The sequence below is a fragment of the Tenacibaculum aiptasiae genome (assembly GCF_965221665.1).
GTDB classification, from domain to species: Bacteria; Bacteroidota; Bacteroidia; order Flavobacteriales; family Flavobacteriaceae; genus Polaribacter; species Polaribacter aiptasiae.
In genome coordinates, this window is the sequence record NZ_CBDCSN010000001.1 from 1 (window position 1) to 25213 (window position 25213).

At 29.7% G+C, this 25213-nt stretch carries 23 protein-coding genes; 12 read left to right on the forward strand and 11 right to left on the reverse strand.

Annotation, left to right across the window (positions count from 1 at the left end; all coding sequences use genetic code 11):
* From ACOQN8_RS00005 to ACOQN8_RS00015, 3 genes are all read right to left on the reverse strand, one after another.
* On the reverse strand, positions 1–2002 hold a 2002-nt coding region (locus ACOQN8_RS00005), incomplete at its 3' end, for a thrombospondin type 3 repeat-containing protein (RefSeq protein WP_420551143.1).
* 357 nt (positions 2003–2359) lie between these two features.
* Positions 2360–3499 carry a cysteine desulfurase family protein gene (locus tag ACOQN8_RS00010; protein WP_420551144.1) on the reverse strand — a complete coding sequence of 380 codons (1140 nt, stop codon included), beginning with the start codon at positions 3497–3499 and terminating at the stop codon, positions 2360–2362.
* Between the two features lie 15 nt (positions 3500–3514).
* Complete coding sequence (locus ACOQN8_RS00015; protein WP_272150409.1) at positions 3515–4063, reverse strand: Smr/MutS family protein; 549 nt, start codon at positions 4061–4063, stop codon at positions 3515–3517.
* Between the two features lie 83 nt (positions 4064–4146).
* Here ACOQN8_RS00015 and ACOQN8_RS00020 point away from each other — a divergent pair, with 83 nt between their 5' ends.
* A complete protein-coding gene (locus ACOQN8_RS00020; protein ID WP_420551145.1) occupies positions 4147–4779 on the forward strand; it encodes a low molecular weight phosphatase family protein in 633 nt (210 codons plus the stop codon).
* Position 4780: 1 nt separating this feature from the next.
* Here ACOQN8_RS00020 and ppk2 (ACOQN8_RS00025) read toward each other — a convergent pair whose 3' ends face one another.
* Positions 4781–5560 carry a polyphosphate kinase 2 gene (gene ppk2, locus ACOQN8_RS00025; RefSeq protein ID WP_420551146.1) on the reverse strand — a complete coding sequence of 260 codons (780 nt, stop codon included), beginning with the start codon at positions 5558–5560 and terminating at the stop codon, positions 4781–4783.
* Between the two features lie 3 nt (positions 5561–5563).
* On the reverse strand, positions 5564–6421 hold the full coding sequence (ppk2, locus tag ACOQN8_RS00030; RefSeq protein WP_420551147.1) for a polyphosphate kinase 2: 858 nt from the start codon (positions 6419–6421) through the stop codon (positions 5564–5566).
* A 66-nt stretch (positions 6422–6487) separates the two neighbouring features.
* Here ppk2 (ACOQN8_RS00030) and ACOQN8_RS00035 point away from each other — a divergent pair, with 66 nt between their 5' ends.
* Both ACOQN8_RS00035 and dnaN read left to right on the forward strand, forming a co-directional pair.
* Positions 6488–7438 (forward strand): lipid A deacylase LpxR family protein, encoded by a 951-nt coding sequence (locus ACOQN8_RS00035; RefSeq protein ID WP_420551148.1) that lies wholly within the window; start codon positions 6488–6490, stop codon positions 7436–7438.
* A gap of 84 nt (positions 7439–7522) precedes the next feature.
* A complete protein-coding gene (gene dnaN, locus ACOQN8_RS00040) occupies positions 7523–8641 on the forward strand; it encodes a DNA polymerase III subunit beta (protein WP_150900774.1) in 1119 nt (372 codons plus the stop codon).
* Positions 8642–8775: 134 nt separating this feature from the next.
* Here dnaN and ACOQN8_RS00045 read toward each other — a convergent pair whose 3' ends face one another.
* Entirely contained in the window at positions 8776–10449 is a 1674-nt protein-coding gene (locus tag ACOQN8_RS00045) for a vWA domain-containing protein (RefSeq protein WP_420551149.1), read from the reverse strand.
* 407 nt (positions 10450–10856) lie between these two features.
* Here ACOQN8_RS00045 and ACOQN8_RS00050 point away from each other — a divergent pair, with 407 nt between their 5' ends.
* From ACOQN8_RS00050 to ACOQN8_RS00085, 8 genes are all read left to right on the forward strand, one after another.
* A complete protein-coding gene (locus ACOQN8_RS00050) occupies positions 10857–11621 on the forward strand; it encodes a ParA family protein (protein ID WP_150900772.1) in 765 nt (254 codons plus the stop codon).
* Positions 11622–11630: 9 nt separating this feature from the next.
* A complete protein-coding gene (locus ACOQN8_RS00055) occupies positions 11631–12518 on the forward strand; it encodes a ParB/RepB/Spo0J family partition protein (RefSeq protein ID WP_150900771.1) in 888 nt (295 codons plus the stop codon).
* Positions 12519–13097, forward strand: coding sequence for a DUF5683 domain-containing protein (locus tag ACOQN8_RS00060; RefSeq protein WP_420551150.1), 579 nt, complete (start codon positions 12519–12521; stop codon positions 13095–13097).
* 1 nt (position 13098) lies between these two features.
* The gene (gene dapB / locus ACOQN8_RS00065) at positions 13099–13800 is read left to right on the forward strand and encodes a 4-hydroxy-tetrahydrodipicolinate reductase (protein ID WP_420551151.1); all 702 of its coding nucleotides are present in this window, start codon (positions 13099–13101) and stop codon (positions 13798–13800) included.
* 80 nt (positions 13801–13880) lie between these two features.
* Positions 13881–15476 carry a signal peptidase I gene (lepB, locus tag ACOQN8_RS00070; protein WP_420551152.1) on the forward strand — a complete coding sequence of 532 codons (1596 nt, stop codon included), beginning with the start codon at positions 13881–13883 and terminating at the stop codon, positions 15474–15476.
* Entirely contained in the window at positions 15476–16096 is a 621-nt protein-coding gene (locus tag ACOQN8_RS00075) for a WbqC family protein (protein ID WP_420551153.1), read from the forward strand. The genes lepB and ACOQN8_RS00075 overlap by 1 nt, the downstream gene beginning before the upstream one ends.
* Before the next feature lie 21 nt (positions 16097–16117).
* Positions 16118–16693 carry a Crp/Fnr family transcriptional regulator gene (locus tag ACOQN8_RS00080; protein ID WP_420551154.1) on the forward strand — a complete coding sequence of 192 codons (576 nt, stop codon included), beginning with the start codon at positions 16118–16120 and terminating at the stop codon, positions 16691–16693.
* 229 nt (positions 16694–16922) lie between these two features.
* The gene (locus ACOQN8_RS00085) at positions 16923–17492 is read left to right on the forward strand and encodes a Crp/Fnr family transcriptional regulator (protein WP_420551155.1); all 570 of its coding nucleotides are present in this window, start codon (positions 16923–16925) and stop codon (positions 17490–17492) included.
* Positions 17493–17619: 127 nt separating this feature from the next.
* On the opposite strand, the gene ACOQN8_RS00090 is transcribed toward ACOQN8_RS00085, so the two are convergent.
* Genes ACOQN8_RS00090 through ACOQN8_RS00110 form a run of 5 tightly spaced genes read right to left on the reverse strand, consistent with a single transcriptional unit; the run spans position 17620 to position 23195 of the window.
* Complete coding sequence (locus tag ACOQN8_RS00090; RefSeq protein ID WP_420551156.1) at positions 17620–19125, reverse strand: lipopolysaccharide biosynthesis protein; 1506 nt, start codon at positions 19123–19125, stop codon at positions 17620–17622.
* A gap of 1 nt (position 19126) precedes the next feature.
* Positions 19127–20212, reverse strand: coding sequence for a non-hydrolyzing UDP-N-acetylglucosamine 2-epimerase (gene wecB / locus ACOQN8_RS00095; RefSeq protein WP_420551157.1), 1086 nt, complete (start codon positions 20210–20212; stop codon positions 19127–19129).
* On the reverse strand, positions 20209–21495 hold the full coding sequence (locus ACOQN8_RS00100) for a glycosyltransferase family 4 protein (RefSeq protein WP_272150392.1): 1287 nt from the start codon (positions 21493–21495) through the stop codon (positions 20209–20211). The genes wecB and ACOQN8_RS00100 overlap by 4 nt, the downstream gene beginning before the upstream one ends.
* The gene (locus ACOQN8_RS00105) at positions 21496–22671 is read right to left on the reverse strand and encodes a glycosyltransferase family 4 protein (RefSeq protein ID WP_272150391.1); all 1176 of its coding nucleotides are present in this window, start codon (positions 22669–22671) and stop codon (positions 21496–21498) included. It abuts the gene before it with no gap.
* A gap of 2 nt (positions 22672–22673) precedes the next feature.
* Positions 22674–23195 carry a class I SAM-dependent methyltransferase gene (locus tag ACOQN8_RS00110; RefSeq protein ID WP_420551158.1) on the reverse strand — a complete coding sequence of 174 codons (522 nt, stop codon included), beginning with the start codon at positions 23193–23195 and terminating at the stop codon, positions 22674–22676.
* A 318-nt stretch (positions 23196–23513) separates the two neighbouring features.
* Between ACOQN8_RS00110 and ACOQN8_RS00115 the strand changes: the two genes are divergently transcribed.
* A complete protein-coding gene (locus tag ACOQN8_RS00115) occupies positions 23514–25211 on the forward strand; it encodes a helix-turn-helix domain-containing protein (protein WP_420551159.1) in 1698 nt (565 codons plus the stop codon).
* Positions 25212–25213: the final 2 nt, after the last annotated feature.

The window sequence follows — 25213 nt, forward strand, 5'->3', positions numbered from 1 at the left end:
TTTCTGTTACTGTTACGGTAGCTGTATTATCTGTTGTACATGGATTCGTAGCTGCTTGTGTATATGTATAAACTAACCCTACATTACTCCAAACTCCTCCCCCTGCTGGGCTTCCTCCTAAAGCTCCAAATAACTGAGCAGTCGTTGGTGTATCTCCTGGACACACTTCTAAAGTTCCATTAGTACCTGCACTGGCAGGCTGTGCTTGGACAGTTATAGATATATTATTTTGTTCTATACAACTGTTATTTATAGTAGTAACTTCTACACGATAACTATTTCCTGATAAAGCTGTTGTAGCATTTGTTATTGTTAAAGCAGCTGTATTTGTTCCACTATAAGGTGGAGAATTTGGTAAAGGAGTACTACTTGCTCCTAGATACCATGTATATATATAATCTCCTGCAGGAATAGCTCCTGCTGAATTTCTAACCCCCACAGGAGCTGCTGTTAATGTTATATTACTTCCTTCACATACTGAAGCTGGACTTGGCGTTATTGGTATACTGGAAATTACATCACCTATTGTAACTGCTGTTGTTATTGCTTGTGGACTTCCCGCATTTGTGGGCACACCATTAGCATTAACACAAGCAGAGGATGTACAAAGTCTACCTGACGTTAAGTCTGCAGCAACAAAACTACCTGCTGCTTCTATTGCGTCAAAACATCCATCTGCATCTGAATCTACTTCAAATGGATTTGTTTCTCCATCCGAATCAGAATCTAAAACCGTATAACTTAAACTAGCTCCAAATGTATCATTTGTCTCTACAGTATTAAACAACCCATTAGCCCCTGATCCTGTACTTGCTCCATCAACCACTCCATCATTATTAGCATCAGCAACTCCTCCTACAGCCAAAATACCTGATTCAACAATATCATAAATACCATCATTATCTGAATCTAAGTCTAATTCATTACTAATTCCATCTCCATCTGTATCACAAATATTACTTGCCAACAAACTTCCTCTTAACTCTTCAGGCCCTGGTCCCGTTTGATTTATAATTATAAAAGTATTATTTGCTAAAGGTGTCCAAGTAATCGTATTAAATGGTGTTCCATCTTGAGCCACCATTGGTTCTAATGTTGTAGAAGTTGTTGTTCTTGAACCTAATAATGTAATTGTTCCTGTTTCATCAATGGTCAACCTTAAACGAGGTAATCCATTAACATTTGGATTCCAAGGACTTGAAATAAAAGCATTATCTGATTGAAATCTAAAATAAACCTCTCCTCCACCAAGAGCTCCATTTTCAAATTCTAATATAGACGGATGTACTGGAGTACCGTTTACCGTCATTTGGAAGGAATTATCTAATTCCGTTAAATCTAATCTAGCAAAACCTGTATCCGTATGATTTACTGTCACTTGACGATCACCTGACGCATTCGCAGAAGGCAACAATGCTGTTGTTGCATTTGTACAATATTCTTCCACATCAGTAATACCATCATTATCGTCATCTAAATCACATTCGTTATTAATACCATCTCCATCAGGATCATTAGCTGTAGGCGTACCTACTATCGCTCCATCAGTACAAGGGTTTGAAGGAGGAGCTACTGTTTGAAGATACTGTACTCTTGTCTGATTTCCTGAGCTATTACAATTAAATTGATTCACTACTACTCTAACCTGACCTGTGAATGTAGCCGCGAAAGTAACACTAGATCTTAACCCACAATTATCATCGTTATAAGCTACAAAAGCACCATTAGACTCATTATAAAGTGATAATTGAGTATCAAAAGTTGTTAACCCACATGTTCTTACCCTGTAAGACCCACCATTCACTACATTCATAATAAAATACTCACCAGCTTGTATAAAAGGAGAGTTTTGGGCTGTTGCTGAAGGAGTTACTGTCACACCAGAATTTACCCAGCCTCCAAATCCACACTGAGAAAAAGATGCTGAAGACCAAAAAACAAGCAATAATAATGTGCAAACACTTTTTAATGTATAAAATTTAGAAAGGTAGTTTTTCCTCATATTATTATATATATAATCTTATCCCAAATAAAATTTGAGAATATTAATTTTTTTTATAAAATGTTTGAGAATATTTAAATCCCCAAGACTAACAATATCAATACATTAAAAATATTAATACTAATAGTTTGGGGGGACAACTGTAAGTAGTGCAAAGATAATTATAAATACTACTTTTCAAATTTTTAGATACTTTTTTTTGCAAAAAGTATCACTATAGAAAAAACAAATAACAAAGAAAGTCTCAATAAGAAAACAAAATAAAAAGCATTCTTTTTAAAACCATCTAAGTTAATATTTTTTTTAAATATAGGTGTTTTTATTTAAAAAACAAAAAAGAGCCTTAAAAAGGCTTATTTAAAGTTTTAGATTATTTTTAATTTTTTCGATTGCAAAATCTACATCTTGAATCGTTGTTAATTTACTAAATGAAAATCTAACAGATGTTTTTTTCGATTCTTCTTCCGATAAAAAAGCACTCAAGACATGCGAACCTTTACTCGCTCCACTTTGACAAGCACTCCCACCAGAAACTGCAACCCCAACCAAATCCAAATTAAATAACAACATTTTTTCATTTACTGGGAAGCGCACATTTAGTATTGTATAACTACTTTTTTTCATATTAGAAGATTCACCATTAAACTCTACACCTTTAAAATGTTTTTTTAACCCACTCATCAAATAGCTCTTTACCTCTTCTATAGACCTCTTATCACCCTCAAGACCTTCACACGAAATACTCAAAGCCTTCTCCATACCTAAAATAGCATGTACATTTTCTGTACTAGACCTCACTCCTTTTTCCTGATCTCCTCCATGCAACATCGGCTTTAAAGAAACCCCCTTTTTCACATACACAAACCCAACCCCTTTAGGACCATGAAACTTATGAGCGCTTGCTGCAATAAAATCTATTGGTGTTTTTTTTAAATCTATTTTATAGTGACCTATTGCTTGAACCGTATCTGAATGAAAATACGTTTGATATTTCTCACATAATGAAGCCACTTCATCTACAGGCAGTAAATTCCCTATTTCATTATTAACATACATTAAACTCACTAAAGTTTTTTCCTTCGACCTTTTTAAAATCTCCTCCAATTCACCTAAGGAAACATTCCCCTTCTCATCTACATCCACATACTCCACGACTAAGTCATATCTTTTCTGTAAATATTGAACTGTATGCAAAACTGCATGGTGCTCAATTTTAGAAGTCACAATTCTTGTTACACCAATATTTAGAACAGCATTATATAAAACCAAATTATCAGCCTCTGTTCCACCAGCTGTAAAATAAATTTCACTTGACGAAACATTAAATTGTTTCGCTATATTTTTTCGAGCTGTCTCCACAGCCGCTTTTGCTTTTCTTCCAAACTGATGAGTAGACGATGGATTACCAAAATTATCTATCATTGATTTCCTCATAACCTCCACAACCTCTGGCAACATCGGTGTTGTTGCTGCATTATCTAAATAAACATTTTTCATTTTACAAAATTACAATTAATTCACATTCTTATATATGTATACTTCCGTAGCTCCCTGTCCATATTTCTGATATGAAGCATCATAATATCGTACATTATAATTATTCAATAAATACTGCAACTCACTTTTCAAAACACCTTCTCCAACTCCATGAATTAACACCAACTTTGATATTCCTTTTGATACACAATATTCTAATTTTTGTTTTGCCAACTGAATTTGTTTTGACAAAATATCATATTTATCCATACCTCTAACCGACTTCACAATCTTCTCTATATGCAAATCAACCTCCATAACCACTTCGTTTTTATCTTTAACAAAAGATGATTTCTTACTTTTAGTTTTCTGATCAATTTTTGCTTTCAATAACGGATTATTTATATCAATATACTTACTCAACTCATTTTGATCTACTTCAATTTTCACCAATTCAGAAGCTAAAAAACAATACTCCATCCCTTCATCATCTTTAATAAAAAAACTATTTCCTTCTTTTTTTATTATGAATCCCCTAATATCAGCATCCAAAACCGCCACTTTATTACCTATTTCTAAACACATTCTTAACCTTTACTTAATTCTACAAAAGAGCTTTACAGTGTATTTTTGCACATAATTCTATTTTACAAAAGAACTGTAAATAAATGATAAAGACTAAAAATATTAGTACAAAAACTTTCTTTGAAGAAGCTCGAAAAGAAACCATTATTAATGAAGACCGCTTAAATTTAATTGACGATATCGCTCATACTATTATTGATGAGTTTAATGATAGAGAAAAAATTAATTTAAACTTTATTTGTACTCATAATTCAAGAAGAAGTCAATTAGCTCAAGTTTGGAGCTTTTATGCTATAGAATATTTTAATTTAAAAAACATTTTTACTTATTCTGGTGGTACAGAAATTACCGCTTTTCATAGAAACACTGTAAAATGCCTTCAAAAAACTGGCTTCAACTTTAATATCATAGATTTTTCACACCAGAACCCTCGTTATTTAATTTCTTTTCAAGGAACTAAAAAATCTATTTTAGGTTTTTCAAAAACATATGATCACTCAAGTAATAGCTTTCCTTATATAGCAATTACAACTTGCAATAGCGCCGATGAAAACTGTCCTTTTATCCCTGATGCCATCTCTAGGTTTCATCTTCCTTTCACCGATCCTAAAATTTCTGATAACACAGATTTAATGGAAGAAACTTACTTAAAAACAAGTAAACAGATTGCAGGTGAAGTATTTTATATTTTTGAAACTATAAAAAACCATCTATAACTTAGACCTCCGTATTTTTATCGTACGGAATACTCTTTAATATATGGTTAATCACATTAATACGAGCTATGGTTTTTCTATTAGCTCGTATCACTTTCCAAGGCGATGTTTTTGTATTCGTTTTAGAAAACATTGATCTTTTATACTCAGTATAATCATCCCATAACTCTTGCGCCCTCATATCTACTGGCGTCATTTTCCATTGTTTTAACGGATTATTCTTAATATCCCTAAACCTTTTCGCTTGCTCTTTTTTATTAATTGACATATATATTTTTACCAATCTAATTCCTGACTCTAAAATCATTCTTTCAAAATCATTTACCTGATTCATAAATATTTGATATTGCTCTTGAGTACAAAAGCCATTTACAGGCTCTACCACAGCCCTGTTATACCAACTACGATCAAAAAACACAATCTCTCCCGCTTTTGGAAACTGCTCTACATAACGCTGAAAATACCATTGAGACTTTTGATCTTCATTAGGCTTTGGCAATGCCACAATTCTCATATGCCTTGGATTAATTCGCTCTGTTATTCTACGTATAGCTCCACCTTTTCCAGCCGCATCTCTCCCTTCAAAAAGAACAATGATTCGTTCATTATTATTTATCGCCCATGTTTGTAAACGAATTAATTCTACCTGTAATTTTTTTAACTTTCGCTCGTAATCAACGTAACGCAATGCACGCTCCAAATTAAAAGGTTTTGACAATACTGCCTTCAACCCTCTATTCGTATTTAATTTATCAACATCTTTCTGTGTTAACTTCTCCATAATTTAATCTAAATGATTTGCTGAACGATAATAACGCATTACTATATTAGGATCAGGGTTTGATACCGTTTTCGACTCCTCTACTTCTTCATAATTAAATTGCGACAAAACATGTCGTATACACTCAACTCTCGCCTTCTTTTTATCATTCGTTTTTACAACTATCCATGGGCTGTATGTTGTATGTGTCTTACTAAACATCTCATTTTTGTAATATGTATACTTATCCCACAATTCCTGCCCTTTTTTATCTACCGGACTAAACTTCCATCTTTTCAAAGGATTATCGTTTCTTGCATCAAATCTACGTAATTGTTCATCCTTTGATATAGACAACCAAAACTTTATAATTATAACCCCATCTTCATATAACATATGTTCAAATTCTGGAACCTGCACTAAAAAAGTCTTATACTGTTCTTTAGTACAAAACCCCATTACCGGCTCTACAACCGCTCTATTATACCAACTACGATCAAAAAACACAATCTCTCCTGGGTTAGGCAATTCTTTAATATACCTTTGAAAGTACCACTGTCCTTTTTCTACATCAGTTGGTTTATTTAAAGCCACTAAACGCATTGACCTTGGGTTTAAGTGCTCCATAAAACGTCGAATACTCCCTCCTTTTCCTGCAGCATCTCTCCCTTCAAAAATAACAGCCACTCTTTTATTATTTTTAGCTATCCATTGTTGTAGCTTCACTAACTCCACCTGAAGTTCTTTTAACTCTTGCTCATAAGCTAACTTAACTTCTACCTTATCTATAGAGATTTTCTTCTTTTTAATCACCTTCAACAACTCATCATTTGTTGAAACACTTTCAAAATCAGTAATTGTAAGCTTCGCCTTTTCTTTCATTAAAAATTATTATAATTATGAATAAATTAACCCTTGTTTTGCTAAAATAAAACGATATTAGCAGTTATGAAAAAAATTAGCTTCTTTTTATTCACCTTAATTTCAATTAATTTTTATTCACAAAGAAAATATTCTAAAGAGTTTAGTTTTCTTAACGACAACGACCTATTTATTTCTACATCTCAAGACAGGTATTATACTAACGGAATGTTTTTTACCTATAGATACCTTAGTAAAAAAGAACATAAAAAACTTGCAAAAAAATCATATAATATTCAATTAGGACATCATATGTATACCCCTTACAAAGCTACAGTTCAGCAACACATGAATCATGACCGCCCTTTTGCTGGTTACTTATTTGGTAGCTTTGGAATTAATCGTTTTTACAAAAATGAATCTATCATAAAAACATCTATTCAAGTAGGAATTATTGGCCCATCTGCTTTCAGTAAAGATCTTCAAGATTTTATTCATGATATTTATGGTTACAAAAAAGCAATTGGTTGGAAATATCAAATTGCTGATGCTTTTGCACTAAACCTTTCTGGAAGTTATATAAAAAAATTAGTAGTTGATAAGTCTAGTACTTTAGACATTAACTGGGTTAACAATGTAAGATTAGGAACCGTTTACACTGACTTATCTAGTGGTTTCTTATTACGGATAGGTTTAAAGCCTTTACAAAAAATCACCAATTCTATCATTTTTAACGGTAATCTTAATAATGATAAAACTGACTCAAATAACGAAATTGAATCTTTTCTTTTTATCAAACCAATGTTAACTTATGCTATCTATGATGCATCAATTCAGGGGAGCTTCCTAAACAACAACAGCCTTATTACATTTGAACTTGAACCTCTTAGATTTACAAACGAAATAGGAATACGCTTTACTCTTAATCGTTTTAACTTTGGTTATTCAGTTCATTTCCACACAAAAAAACTAAAAAGTATTAGAGTTCCCAACGGAAATTTTTATGGTTCAATACAGTTAAATTATCAGTTTAACTAATCATTTTTAACTATTAAAAAAATAATTTTTAAAATCATCAAATTAAGATATATTTGTAAATCTAATAAACAGAAACTATACTAAATGAAATTTATCGTATCTAGCTCTCAATTATTAAAACAATTACAAGTTTTAGGAGGAGTTATAAATAGCAATAACACATTACCTATTTTAGACAACTTCTTGTTTGAACTAAATGAAAACGAACTTAAAGTATCGTCGTCTGATCTTGAAACTACCATGACTTCTGTTGTTGAAGTTGAAAGTACTGACACTGGTGCTATTGCCATTAATGCTCGTTTATTACTAGATACTTTAAAAACATTTCCAGAGCAACCTTTAACTTTTAAAGCTGAAGGAGATAGTACAATTGAAATTATTTCTGAGCAAGGTAAATACGACATGGCTTACTTTAGTGGCGAAGAGTTTCCTAAAGCTGTTGAATTACCTTCTCCTAGTAGTACTGAGATTCCTTCTCATATTTTAGCTACTGCGATTTCTAAAACAATATTTGCTGCTGGTAACGATGATTTAAGACCTGTAATGAGTGGTGTTTTTTTTCAATTCAACTCAAAAGAATTAACTTTTGTTGCTACAGATGCTCATAAGTTAGTAAAATATACCCGTACTGATGTTACTGCTGATAAATCTGCTGAATTCATCATGCCTAAAAAACCTTTAAACTTATTAAAAGGAATTTTAGGAGGTTCAGAAAACAATGTTGTTATTGAATACAATGAGACTAATGCAAAATTCACTTTTGAAAATGCTGTTTTAGTTTGTAGATTAATTGACGGTAAATACCCTAACTATGAAGCTGTAATCCCTAAAGAAAACCCAAATAAACTTACTGTTGACAGGGCTTCTTTCTTAAATTCAGTTCGTCGTGTTTCTATTTTCTCAAGTAAAACTACACATCAGATTCGATTAAAAATGGCTGGAACTGAGTTAAATATTTCTGCTGAAGATTTAGATTACTCAAATAAAGCTGACGAACGTTTAAATTGCGATTATCAAGGTGATGATATGCAAATTGGATTTAACTCTCGTTTTTTAAGTGAAATGTTAAACAACTTAAACTCTAACGATGTTTTAATTGAAATGAGTTTACCAAATAGAGCTGGTATTTTAACTCCTATCGACGGTACTGAAGAAGGAGAATTAGTTACTATGCTAGTTATGCCTGTAATGCTTAACGGATAATGATAAAATAAGTCATTAAATTTTATACATATAGAACCACAACTAAAGTTGTGGTTTTTTTTATTACTTATATTGGCTATTACACCATATAGAAACTAATATAACAAGACAACAAAACCACTTACCCTACCCTCTTACAAGTCTTTACGCTTTACAGCTGTTAATTCTTTTATAATTGCTTCCAAACTATTTTTAATAGTTATTTTTTGATAATGCCCCGCTCCTACTTCTGCTAATTTTTTTAATTGCTTTTCATTTGCAACTCTTTTACCAAATCCAAAAACAGAAAGCACTATATTTTCTTTAGCTCCTTGTTTTACTTGATCAAAACTTTTTGGAGTCAATGCAAAGTCTCCATCTGTAGCTAATATAATTCTATTATTACCATTAGCAATAAATTTTGAACGTCCTATTTCAAGAGCCAAATCTAAACCTTTTGCCGCGTTTGTTTTTCCGTTAGAACTCAGCTTTTCAAGTAAAGCTATTGATTTTGAGTCTGTAAAAGAAACATTGGTCATAATAGCCTTAGCATCATTAGAATATATCACTACCGATAATCGATCATTTTTCCTTAAATGCAAAGAAAGTTGTTTTATAGAATTTTTAATCAATGGCAATTTTGTGTAATGATTCATACTACGAGACACATCTAACAACAATACTGTATGGTTAAAAGCATATGATTCTATAAATAAATTTTCAATTGTTGGTGTTGGTTGGTTGGGCTGGAGCTCCATATCATACCATCCAAAATCAATTATTTTATGCAGCAAAAATTGCGGCGCTACTTTCATATATTTCGTTTCAGTACTAGAAGTAGCAAAGTTATTGTAGTAAGCAATAGCACTATTTAAATCATAATATGCATAATTGTATAACCTACTAATATCTCTTTTTTTGTTTTTATTATTAGACAAACAGCTGCTACAACTTATTCCTTTTATAAATTTTCTTAAAACATTTCCAAACATATCATAATCATCATGTATTGAATGTACAGTTTCATAAGTATGAGGATGAATACCTTGTAGGTTTCTATTTCTGTTGTTTTTTAATTGGTTTAACAATTTACTTAAACCAACAGTATCTACTAATTTAGTTGACGAATTCTCTTGTGTTCTAATTTTTTTCAAGTATGCACGAGCAGTATCTATAGCCATCTCCATTTTCTTGGCACTTATTAACCAAGAATTATTATTACTTGTAACTGGAAAGTATTTTCTATACACATTATGCACTAAATTTTCAAATTCATAATTTAATTTACGTATTACCCCTTCAGTATTATTAAGCTTAGCTAAATTTGAATAAACACTATTAATTATTTTTTGATTATTAGATACAAGAGGAGCATCTTTAGTTAAATCATATATGTTTTTATGAATTACAGCAAAATTTTCAATATTATTTTTAATCGAATCAAATAATGATATTATTTTAGAGCGGTCAATTATTGGAATATTTTCCTGCGATAACCTTACTTTTTCTAATAATAATTCTTTTTTCTTCAAATCATAAGAAAACATTTTAGCTGGTTTATTAAACCTAGGAACTCTTAATTGATATTTTGACGTTTTTTGAGAAGAAGGTTTATAACTTTTGGCTAATTTCCTATTAAGATTTTGATTAAAAGCTAAGTAATTAAGTAATTTACGACCATATCCACTTTTTTTAGCTATAAAATTCAGGTAGTCTATATGTACATTGAGTGTGTTAGCTAATAAAGCCTGATTCCGTTTTTCTTTTTGTTGAGCAAAAGAAGAAAAACAACAAAGTAAAATAGTTAATAGTAAGCTAATAATTCTCATGAAAGATAAAAAGAGTAGATGAATTCAATTTTTTGTTAAAACTACAAAAAACTATCTTTAACCTCACGAATTTCAATTCATTTAGCTTTACATTCCCTAATATTTCAGAAATTCAATAATTTAAACGCTAACGATGTTTTAACTGAAATGAGTTTACCACAGTAAAACAGTTATTTTAGCTCCAATTGACGGTACTGAAAAAGGAGAATTATTTACTATACTAATTACACCTATAACTCTGAACAGATAATATTCTCAAACCTAACATATTACAAAGCTATAAATTTACATTTCCAGCTTTTTCTTTTTAACTCCATAAAATCAAACAGTTACATTTATTAACATCTTTCCCTTTCAAAAATGATAAATAATTGTAAATTTACCTCTTTCAAACTTTTCATATTATAATGGGTAGAATAATAGCAATTGCAAATCAAAAAGGTGGAGTGGGTAAAACTACTACTACTGTAAACTTAGCAGCATCATTAGGTGTTTTAGAAAATAAAGTATTGTTAATTGACGCCGATCCCCAGGCGAATGCTACTTCTGGTTTAGGCTTAGATGTTGAAAGTGTTGAATTGGGTACATATCAGGTTTTAGAACATGCTATTCCTGTAAAAGATACTATTTTAAAAACAGATTCTCCTAATGTTGATTTAATTCCTGCGCATATTGACTTAGTTGCTATTGAAATTGAATTAGTAGACAAACAAGAAAGAGAATACATGCTTAAAAAAGCATTAGAAGAAGTAAAAGACGATTACGATTACATCTTAATTGACTGTGCTCCTTCTTTAGGTTTGATTACATTAAATTCGCTAGTATCGGCAAATTCTGTAATTATCCCTATTCAATGTGAATATTTTGCATTAGAAGGTTTAGGAAAATTATTAAACACTATTAAAAGTGTTCAAAAAATACACAATCCTGATTTAGATATTGAAGGGTTGTTATTAACGATGTTTGATTCTCGTTTAAGACTTTCTAATCAAGTAGTTGAAGAGGTTAAAAAACACTTCAGTTCTATGGTATTTGAGACAATAGTGCATAGAAATATTCGTTTAAGTGAGGCACCTAGTTATGGTGAAAGTATAATTTCATACGATGCTACGAGTAAAGGTGCGGTAAATTACTTAAATTTGGCGAACGAAATTATAAACAAAAACGCATAATTATTGTAAATGGCAAAAGCAACAAAAAAACAGGCTTTAGGTAGAGGTTTATCAGCATTATTAAAAGAAACTGCGGAAGTAAATTCGGCAGAAGATAAAAACGCAGATAAACTAGTAGGTACGATTGTTGAATTAGATATTAATTCGATAGATGTAAATCCATATCAACCTAGAACTTATTTTGATGAAGAGGCCTTACAAGAATTAGCAAATTCGATTAAAGAACTTGGTGTAATACAACCTATTACAGTTCGTAAATTATCTAGTGATAAATTTCAATTAGTTTCTGGAGAACGTAGATTTAGAGCTTCTAAATTGATTGGAAACAAAACTGTTCCTGCATATATCCGTTTAGCTAACGATCAAGAAATGCTAGAAATGGCATTAGTTGAAAATATTCAACGTAAAAATCTTGATCCTATAGAAGTTGCACTTTCATACCAACGATTGATTGATGAAATTCAATTAACCCAAGAAGAATTAAGTACTCGTGTTGGTAAAAAACGTTCTACTGTTACAAACTATTTACGTTTATTAAAACTTGATCCTATTATCCAAACAGGAATGCGTGATGGTTTTATTTCTATGGGACATGGTAGAGCACTTATCAATGTTGATAGTAATTCTGATCAGTTAAATATTTACGAAAAAATAGTTCGTGAAAAATTATCTGTTCGCCAAACAGAAGAATTAGTTAAGAACTTAAAAGCTGGCAAAGTTGCTAAAGCTAGTAAAAAGAAGGCTTTACCTAGCTTTGTTGCTGACAGTGTGAAAGAAATTAGCGATTATTTTGGTCATAAAATTGATGTTAGTGTAAATAATCGTGGAAAAGGAAAAATATCAATTCCTTTTCATTCTGAAGAAGATTTTAATCGAATTAAAAACCTTTTAAAGTAATTGAACATTCGACTTATCATATTCGTTTTTTTGTGTGTTTCTTTTAGTCAAACGTCATTTGCTCAAAAAGATTCAACAGCTATAAGAGCCAAACAATTACAAATAGGTAGCGATAAATACAATCCTTTATCACCTTCAAAAGCTGCTTTTTACTCAGCTATTTTCCCTGGAGGTGGTCAGATTTACAACAAAAAATATTGGAAAGCCCCTATTGTTTGGGCTGCCATAGGAGCTAGTGTTTACTTTTACGTTGATAATAGTAACGAATACGATCGTTTTAGAACAGCTTTTAAGCTTCGTAGTCAAGGACTTCCTGATGAATTTGATGGCTTAAATGGAAATCCAAGTATTTCAACAACTGGTTTGGAAAATGCACAAAAAACATTACGTAAAAACAGAGATCTTTCTCTTTTAACTGGTGTTTTATTATATGTTTTACAAATTGTAGAAGCTAGTGTTAATGCTCATTTATTACAATTTGACACAGATGATAGCTTATCTATAAATCCTACAATTCAACCAGACCCTATGTTTATTGAAGCTCCAAAAGTTGGTTTAACTTTAAAATATTCTTTTTAAAATGAAAATAGCCTTACTTGGTTATGGTAGAATGGGTAAAGAAATTGAAAAAATTGCTTTACAAAGAGGTCACGAAATAGTAATCAAAACTTCTGGAAAAGAAGACTATAACATTTCCGATGCTGATGTTGCTATTGATTTTAGCGTACCTTCTTCTGCTTTTAATAATATAACAAACTGTATTAACAATAAAATACCTGTAGTTTCTGGTACAACTGGATGGTTAGAGCATTACAATTCTGTTGTTGAATTGTGTAATGAAAAAAAAGGAGCTTTTATTTACGCTTCAAATTTTAGCTTAGGTGTTAATGTTTTTTTTGAATTAAACAAACAGCTTTCTAAAATGATGAATACATTAAATCAATATAATGTTTCTATTGAGGAAATTCATCACACAAAAAAATTAGACGCTCCAAGCGGAACTGCAATTACTCTTGCTGAAGGAATTATCGAAAATTCTGATAAAACAGCTTGGGAGTTAGATCAAAAAACATCGGAAAATAACATTCCTATTTCCGCTATTAGAACACCTGAAGTTCCTGGTACACATACAGTAACTTATAACTCAGAAATTGACACTATAGATATAAAACACACAGCTCATAATAGACAAGGTTTTGCCTTAGGTGCTGTAGTAGCTGCTGAATGGTTAATTTCTAAAACTGGAGTTTATACTATGAGAGATGTGTTAAACTTAGGTTAATTAGGTAACAAACAGAAAAAAAAAGACACTAATACTATTGAATTTTATTCCTTTTTAGGGGAAACCAAAATATATACATTATGACATTTACTGAATGGTTTATATTCTTCTTAATACTTCAAGTAATCCATTTTTTAGGAACTTGGAAACTTTATGTTAGAGCTGGAAGACAAGCATGGGAAGCTGCTATTCCTGTTTACAATGCTATAATTTTAATGCAAATTATAAACAGACCTAAGTGGTGGGTAATTTTGTTATTCTTTCCTATTGTAAACTTGTTAATGTTCCCTATTATTTGGGTAGAAACTTGTAGAAGTTTTGGCTTCAACCAACGAAAAGACACTATTCTAGTTATCTTAACTTTAGGATTATATATTTATTATATAAATTACGCTACTGAAGCTAAATATATTGAAAATAGAAGTTTAGAACCGAGATCTGAATTAGGTGAATGGGTTAGCTCTATTGCTTTTGCCATTATTGCTGCTACTTTAGTGCATACTTATTTTATGCAACCATATACAATCCCTACTTCTTCTTTAGAAAAAACATTATTAGTTGGAGATTATTTATTTGTAAGTAAGTTTCACTACGGAGCTCGTGTACCAAACACTGTTGTTGCTGCACCAATGGCTCATGATACTATACCTGGTTTAGGTGTAAAATCCTATTTATCTAACGACAAAAATGAAGATAGTTTTTTAAACAAACTTTCATTACCATATATGCGTTTACCTGGTTTCCAGAAAATTAAACGTAATGATATTGTTGTATTTAGCTGGCCTGCAGATACTTTAGCTTTAATGTGGGGAGATAACTCGGGAAAGCCAACGTACAAACCAATTGACAAAAGAACAAACTACGTAAAAAGAGCTACTGGTATTCCTGGAGATTCTTTAGAAGTTAGAGATGGGTATGTGTATATTAACGGTAAAAAAACAGTATTACCAGATAGAGCTAAGCCACAATGGTACTTTAAAATTGACACAGATGGTAAAGATCTACCTATGAGTGTTATAAGAGAGTATAATAAAAATGGGGAAGGAAAAATGTCTAACGATCGTGCTTTTTATTATTTCAACTTAACAGATGATGAAGCTAAAGCTTTAAGTAAAAACCCACTTGTAAAAAGTGTTACCAAATATTTAAAACCTAAAGGATTTTATGACAAATCTGTTTTTCCACATAATCCAAAATATGCTTGGTCTGGTGATAACTTCGGACCTATTTATATTCCTAAAAAAGGAACTACAGTCGAATTAAATGAAAACACAATTCCTTTTTACGAACAAATCATTAGAAGATACGAAAACAATGATTTAACAATATTTGGAAACAACATCTATATCAACGGTAAAAAAGCCAAAACATACACTTTTAAGCAAGATTATTACTGGATGATGGGAGATAATCGTCAAAACTCATTAGACGCTAGAAATTGGGGATATGTACCAATTGACCACGTTGTTGGTAAACCAGTTATGATATGGTTAAGTTGGGATCCTAATATTTCTATTCTTGACTTTAGCGCTAAAATAAAATCAATACGTTGGGATAGAATGTTTACAACTGTTGGTGGTAGTGGTAAACCAACTTCTTATTTATGGGTTGTAATTCTTTTAATTGCTGGATACACAGTTTATAGTTATAGAAAAGGTAAAAAGAACAAAGCTTAATGGCATTATTTATTCCAACATACTTTGCTCCTATTTCACAATACGCAGCAATTTATCAATCTGATTCTGTTTGTTTTGAAATACACGATAATTATCAAAAACAAACGTATCGTAATCGTTGCTATATATATGGTGCTAATGGTAAACTTGCTTTGAATGTACCTGTAAAACATAAAACAAAAGTTGACAGAAAAAAAACTAAGGATACGTTAATTGAAAATGATTTTCCTTGGCAATCACAACATTTTAAATCATTACAATCTGCTTATCGATCTTCTCCTTACTTTGAGTTTTTCGAAGATGATTTATTAAGAATATTCACAAAAAAATATACTTTTTTACAAGATGTGAATATTGATTGTCATTTATTTATTACTGATGCTTTACAAATGGATACTTCTTTTTCTAAAACTGAAAATTATAGTTTAGTACCAGAAACCATTGACTATAGAAGTTTAGCCCTTGCTAAAAAAGGCTTAGAAATTGAACTTGATACATATGTTCAAATGTTTGATGATAAATATGGATTTATACCCAATTTATCGATCCTTGATCTACTTTTTATGGAAGGTCCGAACGCTATTAGTTTTTTAGAAAAAATTAATGTAAATTTGAAGTAAACCACAATTTAACAGCTACTTATGTCTTTTTTCAGAAACTTTGTTTTTAATTTTTATGATAAAGTTTCAGAGAATTCTTTTGAAGAGTTTAATAAACTAATGTTCTCCAAAAGTTTTTCCAAAGATCATAAACTTGTTGATTTAAATCAAACACCTACAAACTTTTATATTTTAAAATCTGGTGTTGTCAGATCTTTTTTAGTTGATGAAAAAGGCAAAGAATATACTAAAACTATATTTGTTCCAATAACTACAACAGGGAACTTAGGGGCTTTAATTACAAACACCCCTTCTAATTTAATTTATGAATGCTTAACCGATTGTGAAGTTTTAGAATGTAATTATCAATCTTTTTATAATTTATCTTTAAAGCATCATGATCTTTCTATTTTTCACTACAAAGTCTTAGAGCACATATATATGAGAGAGGAAGCAAAAATACTTGAGCTATCTATACTAGACGCTTCTCAGAGATATGAAAAACTTAAAAAAAGACTTCCAAATATTGATAATTTAATCAATCAATATCATATTGCCTCATATTTAAATATTACTCCAGTTCAATTAAGTCGTATTAGAAAGAACAGTTATAAATAACTTCTTTCTTAACATATGTTAATGTACAAATTTTAAATCTCTTTTATATTCGTAACGTAATTAACAAGTTACAAACTTGAGAAAAAATTCCCCTAATTAATTTTTTTTTCAATAATCAGACTTATCCCCTTATATAGGTCTGATTTTTTGCGTCTATTTTTTTTATCTCACAAATTTCATTAAATTTATGTTCTCTCAATAGGGGCAACTTGTTAATTTATATATTTTTATGAGAACTGATATTGAACAATTTCTTTATCAATTTACCGATTTACCTAGTAATATCATCTCTATTTTTGAAAATCTAGTTACATATTCCGAATTGGAACCTCTAGACTTTTTAGTAAAAACTAATGAATATCCTACTGATTTTTTCATTATTAAAACAGGAATAGTTAGATCTTATCTTGAAACTGAGACTGGAAAAGAAGCTACGAGAACTTTCTTTACTTCTGGTCAAACTACTGGCGGAGCCTCAGCAATGATGAGAAAAATCCCTTCTGAACTTAATTATCAAGCCTTAACAAAAGTAACTGGTTATAGAGGAAACTTTCATAAATTCAAAGAACTTACTCTAGAACATCACGAAATGAGTGCCTTCTATGTAAAAATTTTAGAAGATGCTTACTTAAAAGCTGAAAACATTATTCTAGATATTTCAATGCACACAGCAAAAGAAAGATATTTGATATTAAGAAAAAGAATTCCAGGAATAGATAATTTGATTGCTCAAAAGCACATTGCATCATTCCTTAATATTTCTCCTGTTCAATTAAGTAGAATAAAAAAAACATTATGAATTAAATTTATAAACATATGTTAATCAATAAAGTACAAAAACAGCAGTATATTTGCAGCCGAAATTTTCCCCTTATTTCTTTTTTCCCTTATTAAAGACTTATTCCTTTTGTGAATACAGTCTTTTTTTATTTCATAAACCTACCTACTAAATTATTTATCTGACTAGATATAGATAGTTTCACAACAACAAATACATAAACTATTATTATTAAAATACTTTTTAAAATAATATTAATTATTGGGTCTAAAGGAAAATTAAACGCTGAGAATTCTGGTATTGAAAAATTCCAAAAATAAAATGCAAAAAACATCACTATAATTATCAAAACCATTTGCAATGTTTTGCCTGTATAAGGAAACATTTTTAACTTGTTACTTACAAACCATAATTTAAAAATATTGAAAAATAAAATAGTCAATAAGGTAGCTAATGCTAAACCTTCAGTTCCCATACCTATGTAATTATAGAAAAGTTTATTCAAATAAAACACTAAGAAAGCAGATCCTACTCCTATTGGCATTACAATTCTATAAAACTTAGAATTGGTAATAATTGCACCATTGCTTCCCAAAGACATTAAAAATAACTTACCAATAGATATTAATAAAACTACTAATATCCCTCCTTCTCCATAGTTCTTATTAGGCATTATTCTAAACAACTCAGCTACATTACAATTTACCAAAACAAAAAAAAGTCCTCCAATAACCAATAAATTTATTGAACTTTTCTTATATAAACTTTCGGTTTCCTTTACATTATTATCGTTTATAGATTTAGATGTAAGAGGTTGTAAAATTTGCCCCATTGCTCTACTTGGAGCTTCAATAAATGTTCCTATAAATAATGCAACACCATAATAAGCTGCAGTAGCAAAACCATCTTTTCCTGGTATCATTATTTTATCAATATCCAAGACAATTGCACCTGCACTTCCTGCCAATACAATATAAAACGTATAACGTAATACTTCTTTAAAGTTATGAGGTAATGAAAACGTTATTTTAGGCCTGTATAATCTAAAAGCATACAACATCATTAAAAATGTTCTTAAAATGTATGCTATCGCCATATAATACAGAAATTCTTGCTTAGTTATCAGCTCAAAGTTTACAGCAAATAACATAATCATTATAGCTACTCTATTATAAAGCTCCTTCAAAAGATTTCCAAAAACTGATTGCATTTGGACTTTAGCCCATGAATAAAAAACTTCAAAATAAGCACAAGCTACAGCAATAATATATATGTATATCGTATAACTTTCTACAATTTGATTTCCTTCAACATTACTTTTTGAAATATAATCCATAATTTGATTATGGAAGAAATCCCAAAAAAAACCTACTGGTAATGCAACCAGCAAAGGAAGAAATAGAACCGAGCCTAAAAAACTATCTTTTTCTTTTTTAGTCTTATATCCTGAAAAGAATTTAATAATAGTATAATGTACACCTAAAGCTATTACAGGTAATAATAAATTAGATGCAGCAAACACATACATTGCTAATCCATAATATTCATCTTTTAAAAATCTTGAATATAAAACTATTGTATTGATTCCTCCTATTAGAAAACCTAAATAGATTATAATAGTGTTTTTAAATGATTGTTTAAATACAATTCCCAATTTATTCTTGAATTAGTTTTTTTATTGACTTATATATCTTTTCTCCAACATTATCTCCATATAATTTTTCTTCAAAGCTCTTGTTTGCTATTAAGAAATTCTCATATGCTTCAATAATATTTGTATAATTTGTTCCTGCTAACTTAGCATAATTATAATTAACAAGCTCCACCCACTCAGTTTCTTCTCTTGCAACAATACAATACTTCTTATTAAAAAAAGCTTCTTTTTGTAATCCCCCACTATCAGTAACAACTAAACTACAATTTTTTAATAATTCTAGCATGTCAAAATAACCTACTGGTTCTATGAAAGTAATAGCTGGTGTTAAACCATAAAAATCAAGTTTCTTTTTGGTTCTTGGGTGCAAAGGCAATACTACCTTTTTAGACTCATTTATTTTTTCTAAAGCTTGAAAAACCTCTGTCAGTTTTTCTTTATCATCTGTATTTTCTTGTCGGTGAATTGTAGCTAATACAAATTCATCTTTATTTAGTTTTAAATCGCTTATAATAGTCGATTTTTCATTTGAAAACTTACCATAAAACTCTACTGCATCTTTCATTATATCACCATGTTGCTCTACAGTTATTGATAAGTTATCAAACCCTTCTTTCTTCAAATTTTCTACTGCTACTGCTGTTGGACAACTTAACAAGTTCGCAATTCTATCTGTAACAATTCTATTTACCTCTTCTGGCATTTGCATATTAAAAGAACGCAATCCTGCTTCAATATGCACCACTTTAATATGCATCTTTTTCGCAGCTAAAGCACCTGCTATAGTAGAGTTTGTATCACCATATACTACGACAGCTTCTGGTTTTTCTTCTTCTAAAATTTTTTCAATTCCTTCAAGCATTTGACCAGTCATTGCTCCATGACTTAATCCATTTATATCTAAATTATATTTAGGTTTAGGAATTTGCATTTCATTAAAAAAAACGGCACTCATATTTTCATCAAAATGTTGTCCTGTATGAACAATCACTTCTTCTACTTCATTATACTTCCCTATAACTCTGCTTAAAACTGCTCCTTTTACAAATTGAGGTCGAGCTCCTAATATAGTTACTATTTTTTTCAAGAACTTACTACTTGTTTTAGTATTACTGATAATTGTTTGGTCAATTCTTTTCTATGATATTTTTCTATACCTAGAGAAGATATTCTCAAATCATTTTGTTTGTACTTTTGATACAAACTTAAGACCACTTGCTTTATTTTTTCTTTTGATTCAAAGTCAACAATAATTCCCGATTGAGTTTTATTTAAAATTTCAGCTAAATCACCATCCTCTGGTCCAATTGCTAAGATAGGACGTTTTGCTTGTAAATATTCGAAAATTTTCCCAGTAATAATACCTTTAGCACTAGGTACTTTATTTACTGCCAGCAATAACACCTGAGATTTCCTTTGATACTGCTGCACCTCTTGATGAGGAACATAACTTATTTTAGTTACATTTTGAAATTTATAGTTTTTTAAACTGCTTTCAACTTCACTGGCAATTTTTCCTATTAGCTTTATTTCTAAATCGTTTTTAAAGTCTGAATGCTCTTCTGATAACTCAGATAATACTTCCCATAATATTTTAGGGTTTCTATCTGCGTTCATCAAACCTATATGAGTAATTGAATAACTTTTATCTAATACTATTTCCTCTCCCTTTACTGCATCAATTTCTGTATCATATCCATTAGTAACTACATGAATATTTTTTGAATATTCTTTATAGTTTTCTTTCATCGTTTTCCCTATTACTAAACTAGCATCGGCTTCTTTCAATACTTCCCTTTCTAATTCAAAATGCTTCTTTTTCGCTTTTTCAGTTAAGGGTAATTGATGAAAATAATCTATATCTGTCCATGGATCACGAAAATCAGCTACCCATTTTATATTTAGATCTTTTTTTAATTGTAATCCTATTAAATGTAAACTATGTGGTGGTCCTGTAGTAATTACCACATCAATGGAATTATTCTTTAAATAATTTTTTAAATACTTTACTGAAGGTTTAATCCAAAATTTTCTTGCATCAGGAATAAAATAATTAGCTCTGATATATTGCATTATTTTCCCGAAAAAAGTTGGATTAGGATTTAAAAATCCTGCACTTGTTTTCGTACTCTTTTTCTTGAAACGTGAAAGTACATCATTAGGCTCCCAAATACTTTTCTTTAATAATTCTATATCATTAGGAACATCTTTTTCTAAAGATGAATCAATAATAGGATAATTAGCCTCATCTACAGTATAGATTACTGGTTCAATATTAAAGTTTCGTAAATATTTTACAAACTTCAACCAGCGTTGAACACCAGAGCCTCCTGCTGGCACCCAATAATATGTTACAATTAATACTTTCAATTATAAACCAGCGTATAAATTTATTAGCTCTTTAGATGTTTTGTCCCAAGTAAATTCATTTTGAACAAAACCTTTTCCATTCTTTCCTAATTTTTCTCTTAACAAAGGATTATTATATAGTTCTAAAACTTTATTTTCAAAATCTTCTACGTCTTTTTCTTTATGAACTAAACCTGTATTGTACTCTTCTACTAATTTTTTCTGAGCTGTGGCATTACTCACTATTAAAGGTTTGCCTAAACTCATGTATTGAAATAATTTATTAGCATAAGTTGTATCATGATGAATATTTCTGTGCAATGGTGATAAACAAACATCACTTTCTTGAATATACTTTACAAAAGTAGATTCATTTTGCCAACCTTGAAAATCAACATAGTTTGTTATTTTCAATTTATCCACTTCTAATTTTAATTCATTGGTTACTTTACCAACTATGACTAATTTTATATTTTTTATATCCTTTGCTAATTTAGGTAAACTTCTAACAACGGTTCTCAAACCTCTTCTTTCACCTGTATCTCCTATATACAACAATACAAAATTGTCTTTCTTTTTATTTTCAGTAATTTCAATTTGAGCTTTTTCATAAAATGAAGATCTAACTGTATTCGGAACTACTGAAATAGTACTTGAATCAATTTTTGTTCTTTCTACAATTTCTTCCTTGGCATCTTTTGTAACTACAATAACCCGATTAGCTTTTTTTATAAAAGTTTCTTCTTTTTCTTTCCATTTTTTGTGAGAAATAAGCACATTAGAAGGAAACCTTTTTAAATGAGGATAAAACTTCATTATTTCAGGTCTGTTTTCATGCAAATCTAAAACAATTGGTAGCTCTAGTTTTTTATTAGCCTTAAAAACAGCTTCTGCAATTACCATATCATGAATATGAATGGCTTCAATTCTAGTTTCATTTAAAAAATGACTTATTTTCTTTTCCATTAAAATAGAATATAATGGAATTGTATAAGCTAATGCAGATAACTTATATTCTAACTTATTACTCTTATATCTTTTTACCGTAATTTGATTAACTTCTTCTTCTTTCTTTTGATTTGTATATGTTAGACAAAATAAAAAGACCTCATGACCTTTATTGATTAACTCAATGGCCTCATTCTCCACCCTTGGATCTGGGGGAAATATTTTATCTAAAATCATTCCTATCCTCACTACTACTTCTTTTTTTCTGCGTAAACAGCGTAATAACGAGGGGTGAATTTTCTTAAAATTGGTCGAAATCCTATTTTATTAATTGGACTTGTCCATTTTTTTCTATCCAAAATTTTCCAACCTGTTTTTTCTAATAACCAATCGTACTGCCAATCTTCAAATTCGTGATAATGTCTATCCCACATATCCGTTTTACTTCTATAGGCATCAGTAAACCATAACTTCAAAGGTATTGTTGTTACTATTTTTTGAGCTTCAATTTCTCTAAGCACATTAAAAGGTGCTAATAAATGCTCAAAAATCTCGAAAGCTGTTACAACATCTACTTTATATTCTTTTACTATTTCTGGTAATAAATCTAAGTCTTCGCCATTTGTGTTATATACTGTATAACCATTTTTCTCCATTATTTCTGAAAAAGGATTACGAACTCCTAAGTCTAAAATTACTGCGGGAGCTGGCACATGCTTTTTTAAAAATTCTAAGGTATGATTATATCTTTTCTCTGGTAATTTAGAGTACATAAATAATAATTTGAAACAAATGTATTATTATTTTAGTTTTTACAATAGCAATCTCTTTGAATAATGGATATAAAAACCTTCATATTCTTATAAAACAAAAAAAGCAGAGGTAAATCTCCGCTTTTTTACTTTCTCATAACAATATATGAACTCTTTCTTATTCATTCTATTTATTCTCCTAAATAGAAGTGTTACAAACATATTACTCTTTCTCGATTCTATAAAACATTGTATACTTCCTTTTATAAAAAGCATTATATTTGGACTTATTTTTATATGCTTTTCATAAAAAGCATCATTATTTCCATATATCTCAGAATGCTTAAAAAAATTTTCTTTGTTCCTTTTATTGCTCTTTTTTCCTTTAAAAAAGCACACTCTCAGACAAGTAAATTAGATTCTATTAATTTTGATAAAGTAAATTTTTATAAAAACACTAATATTGACAGCTTATTTTTTTATTGTGACAAGCTAGAAAAATCTAACAATATCTGTAAAAAACTAGAAGCTAAAACTGGAAGAGCTTATGGCTACTATATTCAAAAAAACTATACTAAAGCTGAGAAAATAACTAGAGGTGTTATTGAATTTGTAGATTCATTAAATCAGAGTTTAGAAAAACCTTGTCTTATAGATAGAAAAATAGCTTCTTTAAATAGATTATTTTGGATTAAAAAAAATCAAGAGAAATATGAAGAAGCTTATGCTATTCTTATTGAAAAAGAAAACCAGATATTAAACCATCCTGTAAAGGATCAATTAAACTTTAGAAATCAATTAGGATTAAAGCTTAGCAAAGCAGTTATAAAAAACAAACTTGGCATGCATGATAAAGCCAAAGTTTTATTATTAAATTCTATTGCTGAAATTCAAAATCCAATTGTAAAAAATCTTTACAATGACGATTTTTTTATTCAATGGCAAGCTAATGTATACAATTGCCTAGGAAACACATACATAGCTTTAAACGGTAAAAACACCAATCCTAACAAAACATTATTAGATTCAGCAACATATTATTACGATAAAGCCTATAACACATCTAAACTATTAACTCCAATACATAAAGACTCTAAACTGTTTTATAATTTTAGAAAAACTGAAATTCTATTAGCTAAAAAAGAATATAAAAAAGCTATAGAATTAATCAATAATTATAAAAATATCAACAATGGTTGCGAATATAAGCATCGCGAATATTTTCAAAAAGCTATTTGTTTTCACAACCTGAATGTTTCTGACTCAGCAATATATTATGCTTCTAAAATAATAAAAGATAAAAAGTATTGTAAAACAAGTAAGTTAATTACAATGTATGATATCTTATCTAATCAATACAATAAGATTCATAAAATTGATAGTGCATACAAATACTCTTCTTTAAACCTCAAACAATACGAGTTAGCTAGAAAAAACAAGGATAAAACCTTTAATTTATTTTACGATAATAATTTTAATAAAGCACAGAAATTAAACTTAGAAATAAAAGAAAATGGAGCAAATAAAGAACGTAAACTGATTCTTACTTTTTTCGCATTACTTATTATACTTGCCACTATTCTTCTTTTTGTTTACAAGAAAGAAAAAAATAAAAAAGAAAGATTAATTACAAAGATCAATAATCAACAACAACCTATAGAAGTAGAAAAAAAGGAGTACAACATTGACGATGTCTTAGAAAATAAAATCCTTGATAAGATTAAAAATATTAATGAAAATTATGAATTCCTAGATTCTAATTTTTCAATCTCTAGCATAACTAAAGACCTAGAAACTAATTCTACTTACGTTTCTTTTGTATTTAACAAACATTATAAAGAATCTTTTAAACAATACTTTACTAGACGTAAAATAGATTATATCATTAATAAATTAAGAACTGACGGTCAATATAGAAAATACTCTATCCAAGGTTTAGCACAAGAAGTTGGCTATACAAATGCTTCTGCTTTTTCAAGAGCTTTTAAAAAGCAAGTAGGTATTACACCTTCTGCCTTCTTAAAAACTCTTGATTAATT

Coding starts and splice junctions, on each gene's coding strand:
- ACOQN8_RS00075 (WP_420551153.1), top strand. CDS start 15,476: ATGGCATTATTTATTCCAACATACTTTGCTCCTATTTCACAATACGCA.
- ACOQN8_RS00035 (WP_420551148.1), top strand. CDS start 6,488: ATGAAAAAAATTAGCTTCTTTTTATTCACCTTAATTTCAATTAATTTT.
- ACOQN8_RS00050 (WP_150900772.1), top strand. CDS start 10,857: ATGGGTAGAATAATAGCAATTGCAAATCAAAAAGGTGGAGTGGGTAAA.
- ppk2 (WP_420551147.1), bottom strand. CDS start 6,421: ATGAAAGAAAAGGCGAAGCTTACAATTACTGATTTTGAAAGTGTTTCA.
- ACOQN8_RS00085 (WP_420551155.1), top strand. CDS start 16,923: ATGAGAACTGATATTGAACAATTTCTTTATCAATTTACCGATTTACCT.
- ACOQN8_RS00055 (WP_150900771.1), top strand. CDS start 11,631: ATGGCAAAAGCAACAAAAAAACAGGCTTTAGGTAGAGGTTTATCAGCA.
- ACOQN8_RS00080 (WP_420551154.1), top strand. CDS start 16,118: ATGTCTTTTTTCAGAAACTTTGTTTTTAATTTTTATGATAAAGTTTCA.
- ppk2 (WP_420551146.1), bottom strand. CDS start 5,560: ATGGAGAAGTTAACACAGAAAGATGTTGATAAATTAAATACGAATAGA.
- ACOQN8_RS00020 (WP_420551145.1), top strand. CDS start 4,147: ATGATAAAGACTAAAAATATTAGTACAAAAACTTTCTTTGAAGAAGCT.
- ACOQN8_RS00010 (WP_420551144.1), bottom strand. CDS start 3,499: ATGAAAAATGTTTATTTAGATAATGCAGCAACAACACCGATGTTGCCA.
- ACOQN8_RS00110 (WP_420551158.1), bottom strand. CDS start 23,195: ATGTACTCTAAATTACCAGAGAAAAGATATAATCATACCTTAGAATTT.
- ACOQN8_RS00015 (WP_272150409.1), bottom strand. CDS start 4,063: ATGTGTTTAGAAATAGGTAATAAAGTGGCGGTTTTGGATGCTGATATT.
- dapB (WP_420551151.1), top strand. CDS start 13,099: ATGAAAATAGCCTTACTTGGTTATGGTAGAATGGGTAAAGAAATTGAA.
- dnaN (WP_150900774.1), top strand. CDS start 7,523: ATGAAATTTATCGTATCTAGCTCTCAATTATTAAAACAATTACAAGTT.
- ACOQN8_RS00045 (WP_420551149.1), bottom strand. CDS start 10,449: ATGAGAATTATTAGCTTACTATTAACTATTTTACTTTGTTGTTTTTCT.
- lepB (WP_420551152.1), top strand. CDS start 13,881: ATGACATTTACTGAATGGTTTATATTCTTCTTAATACTTCAAGTAATC.
- ACOQN8_RS00115 (WP_420551159.1), top strand. CDS start 23,514: ATGCTTAAAAAAATTTTCTTTGTTCCTTTTATTGCTCTTTTTTCCTTT.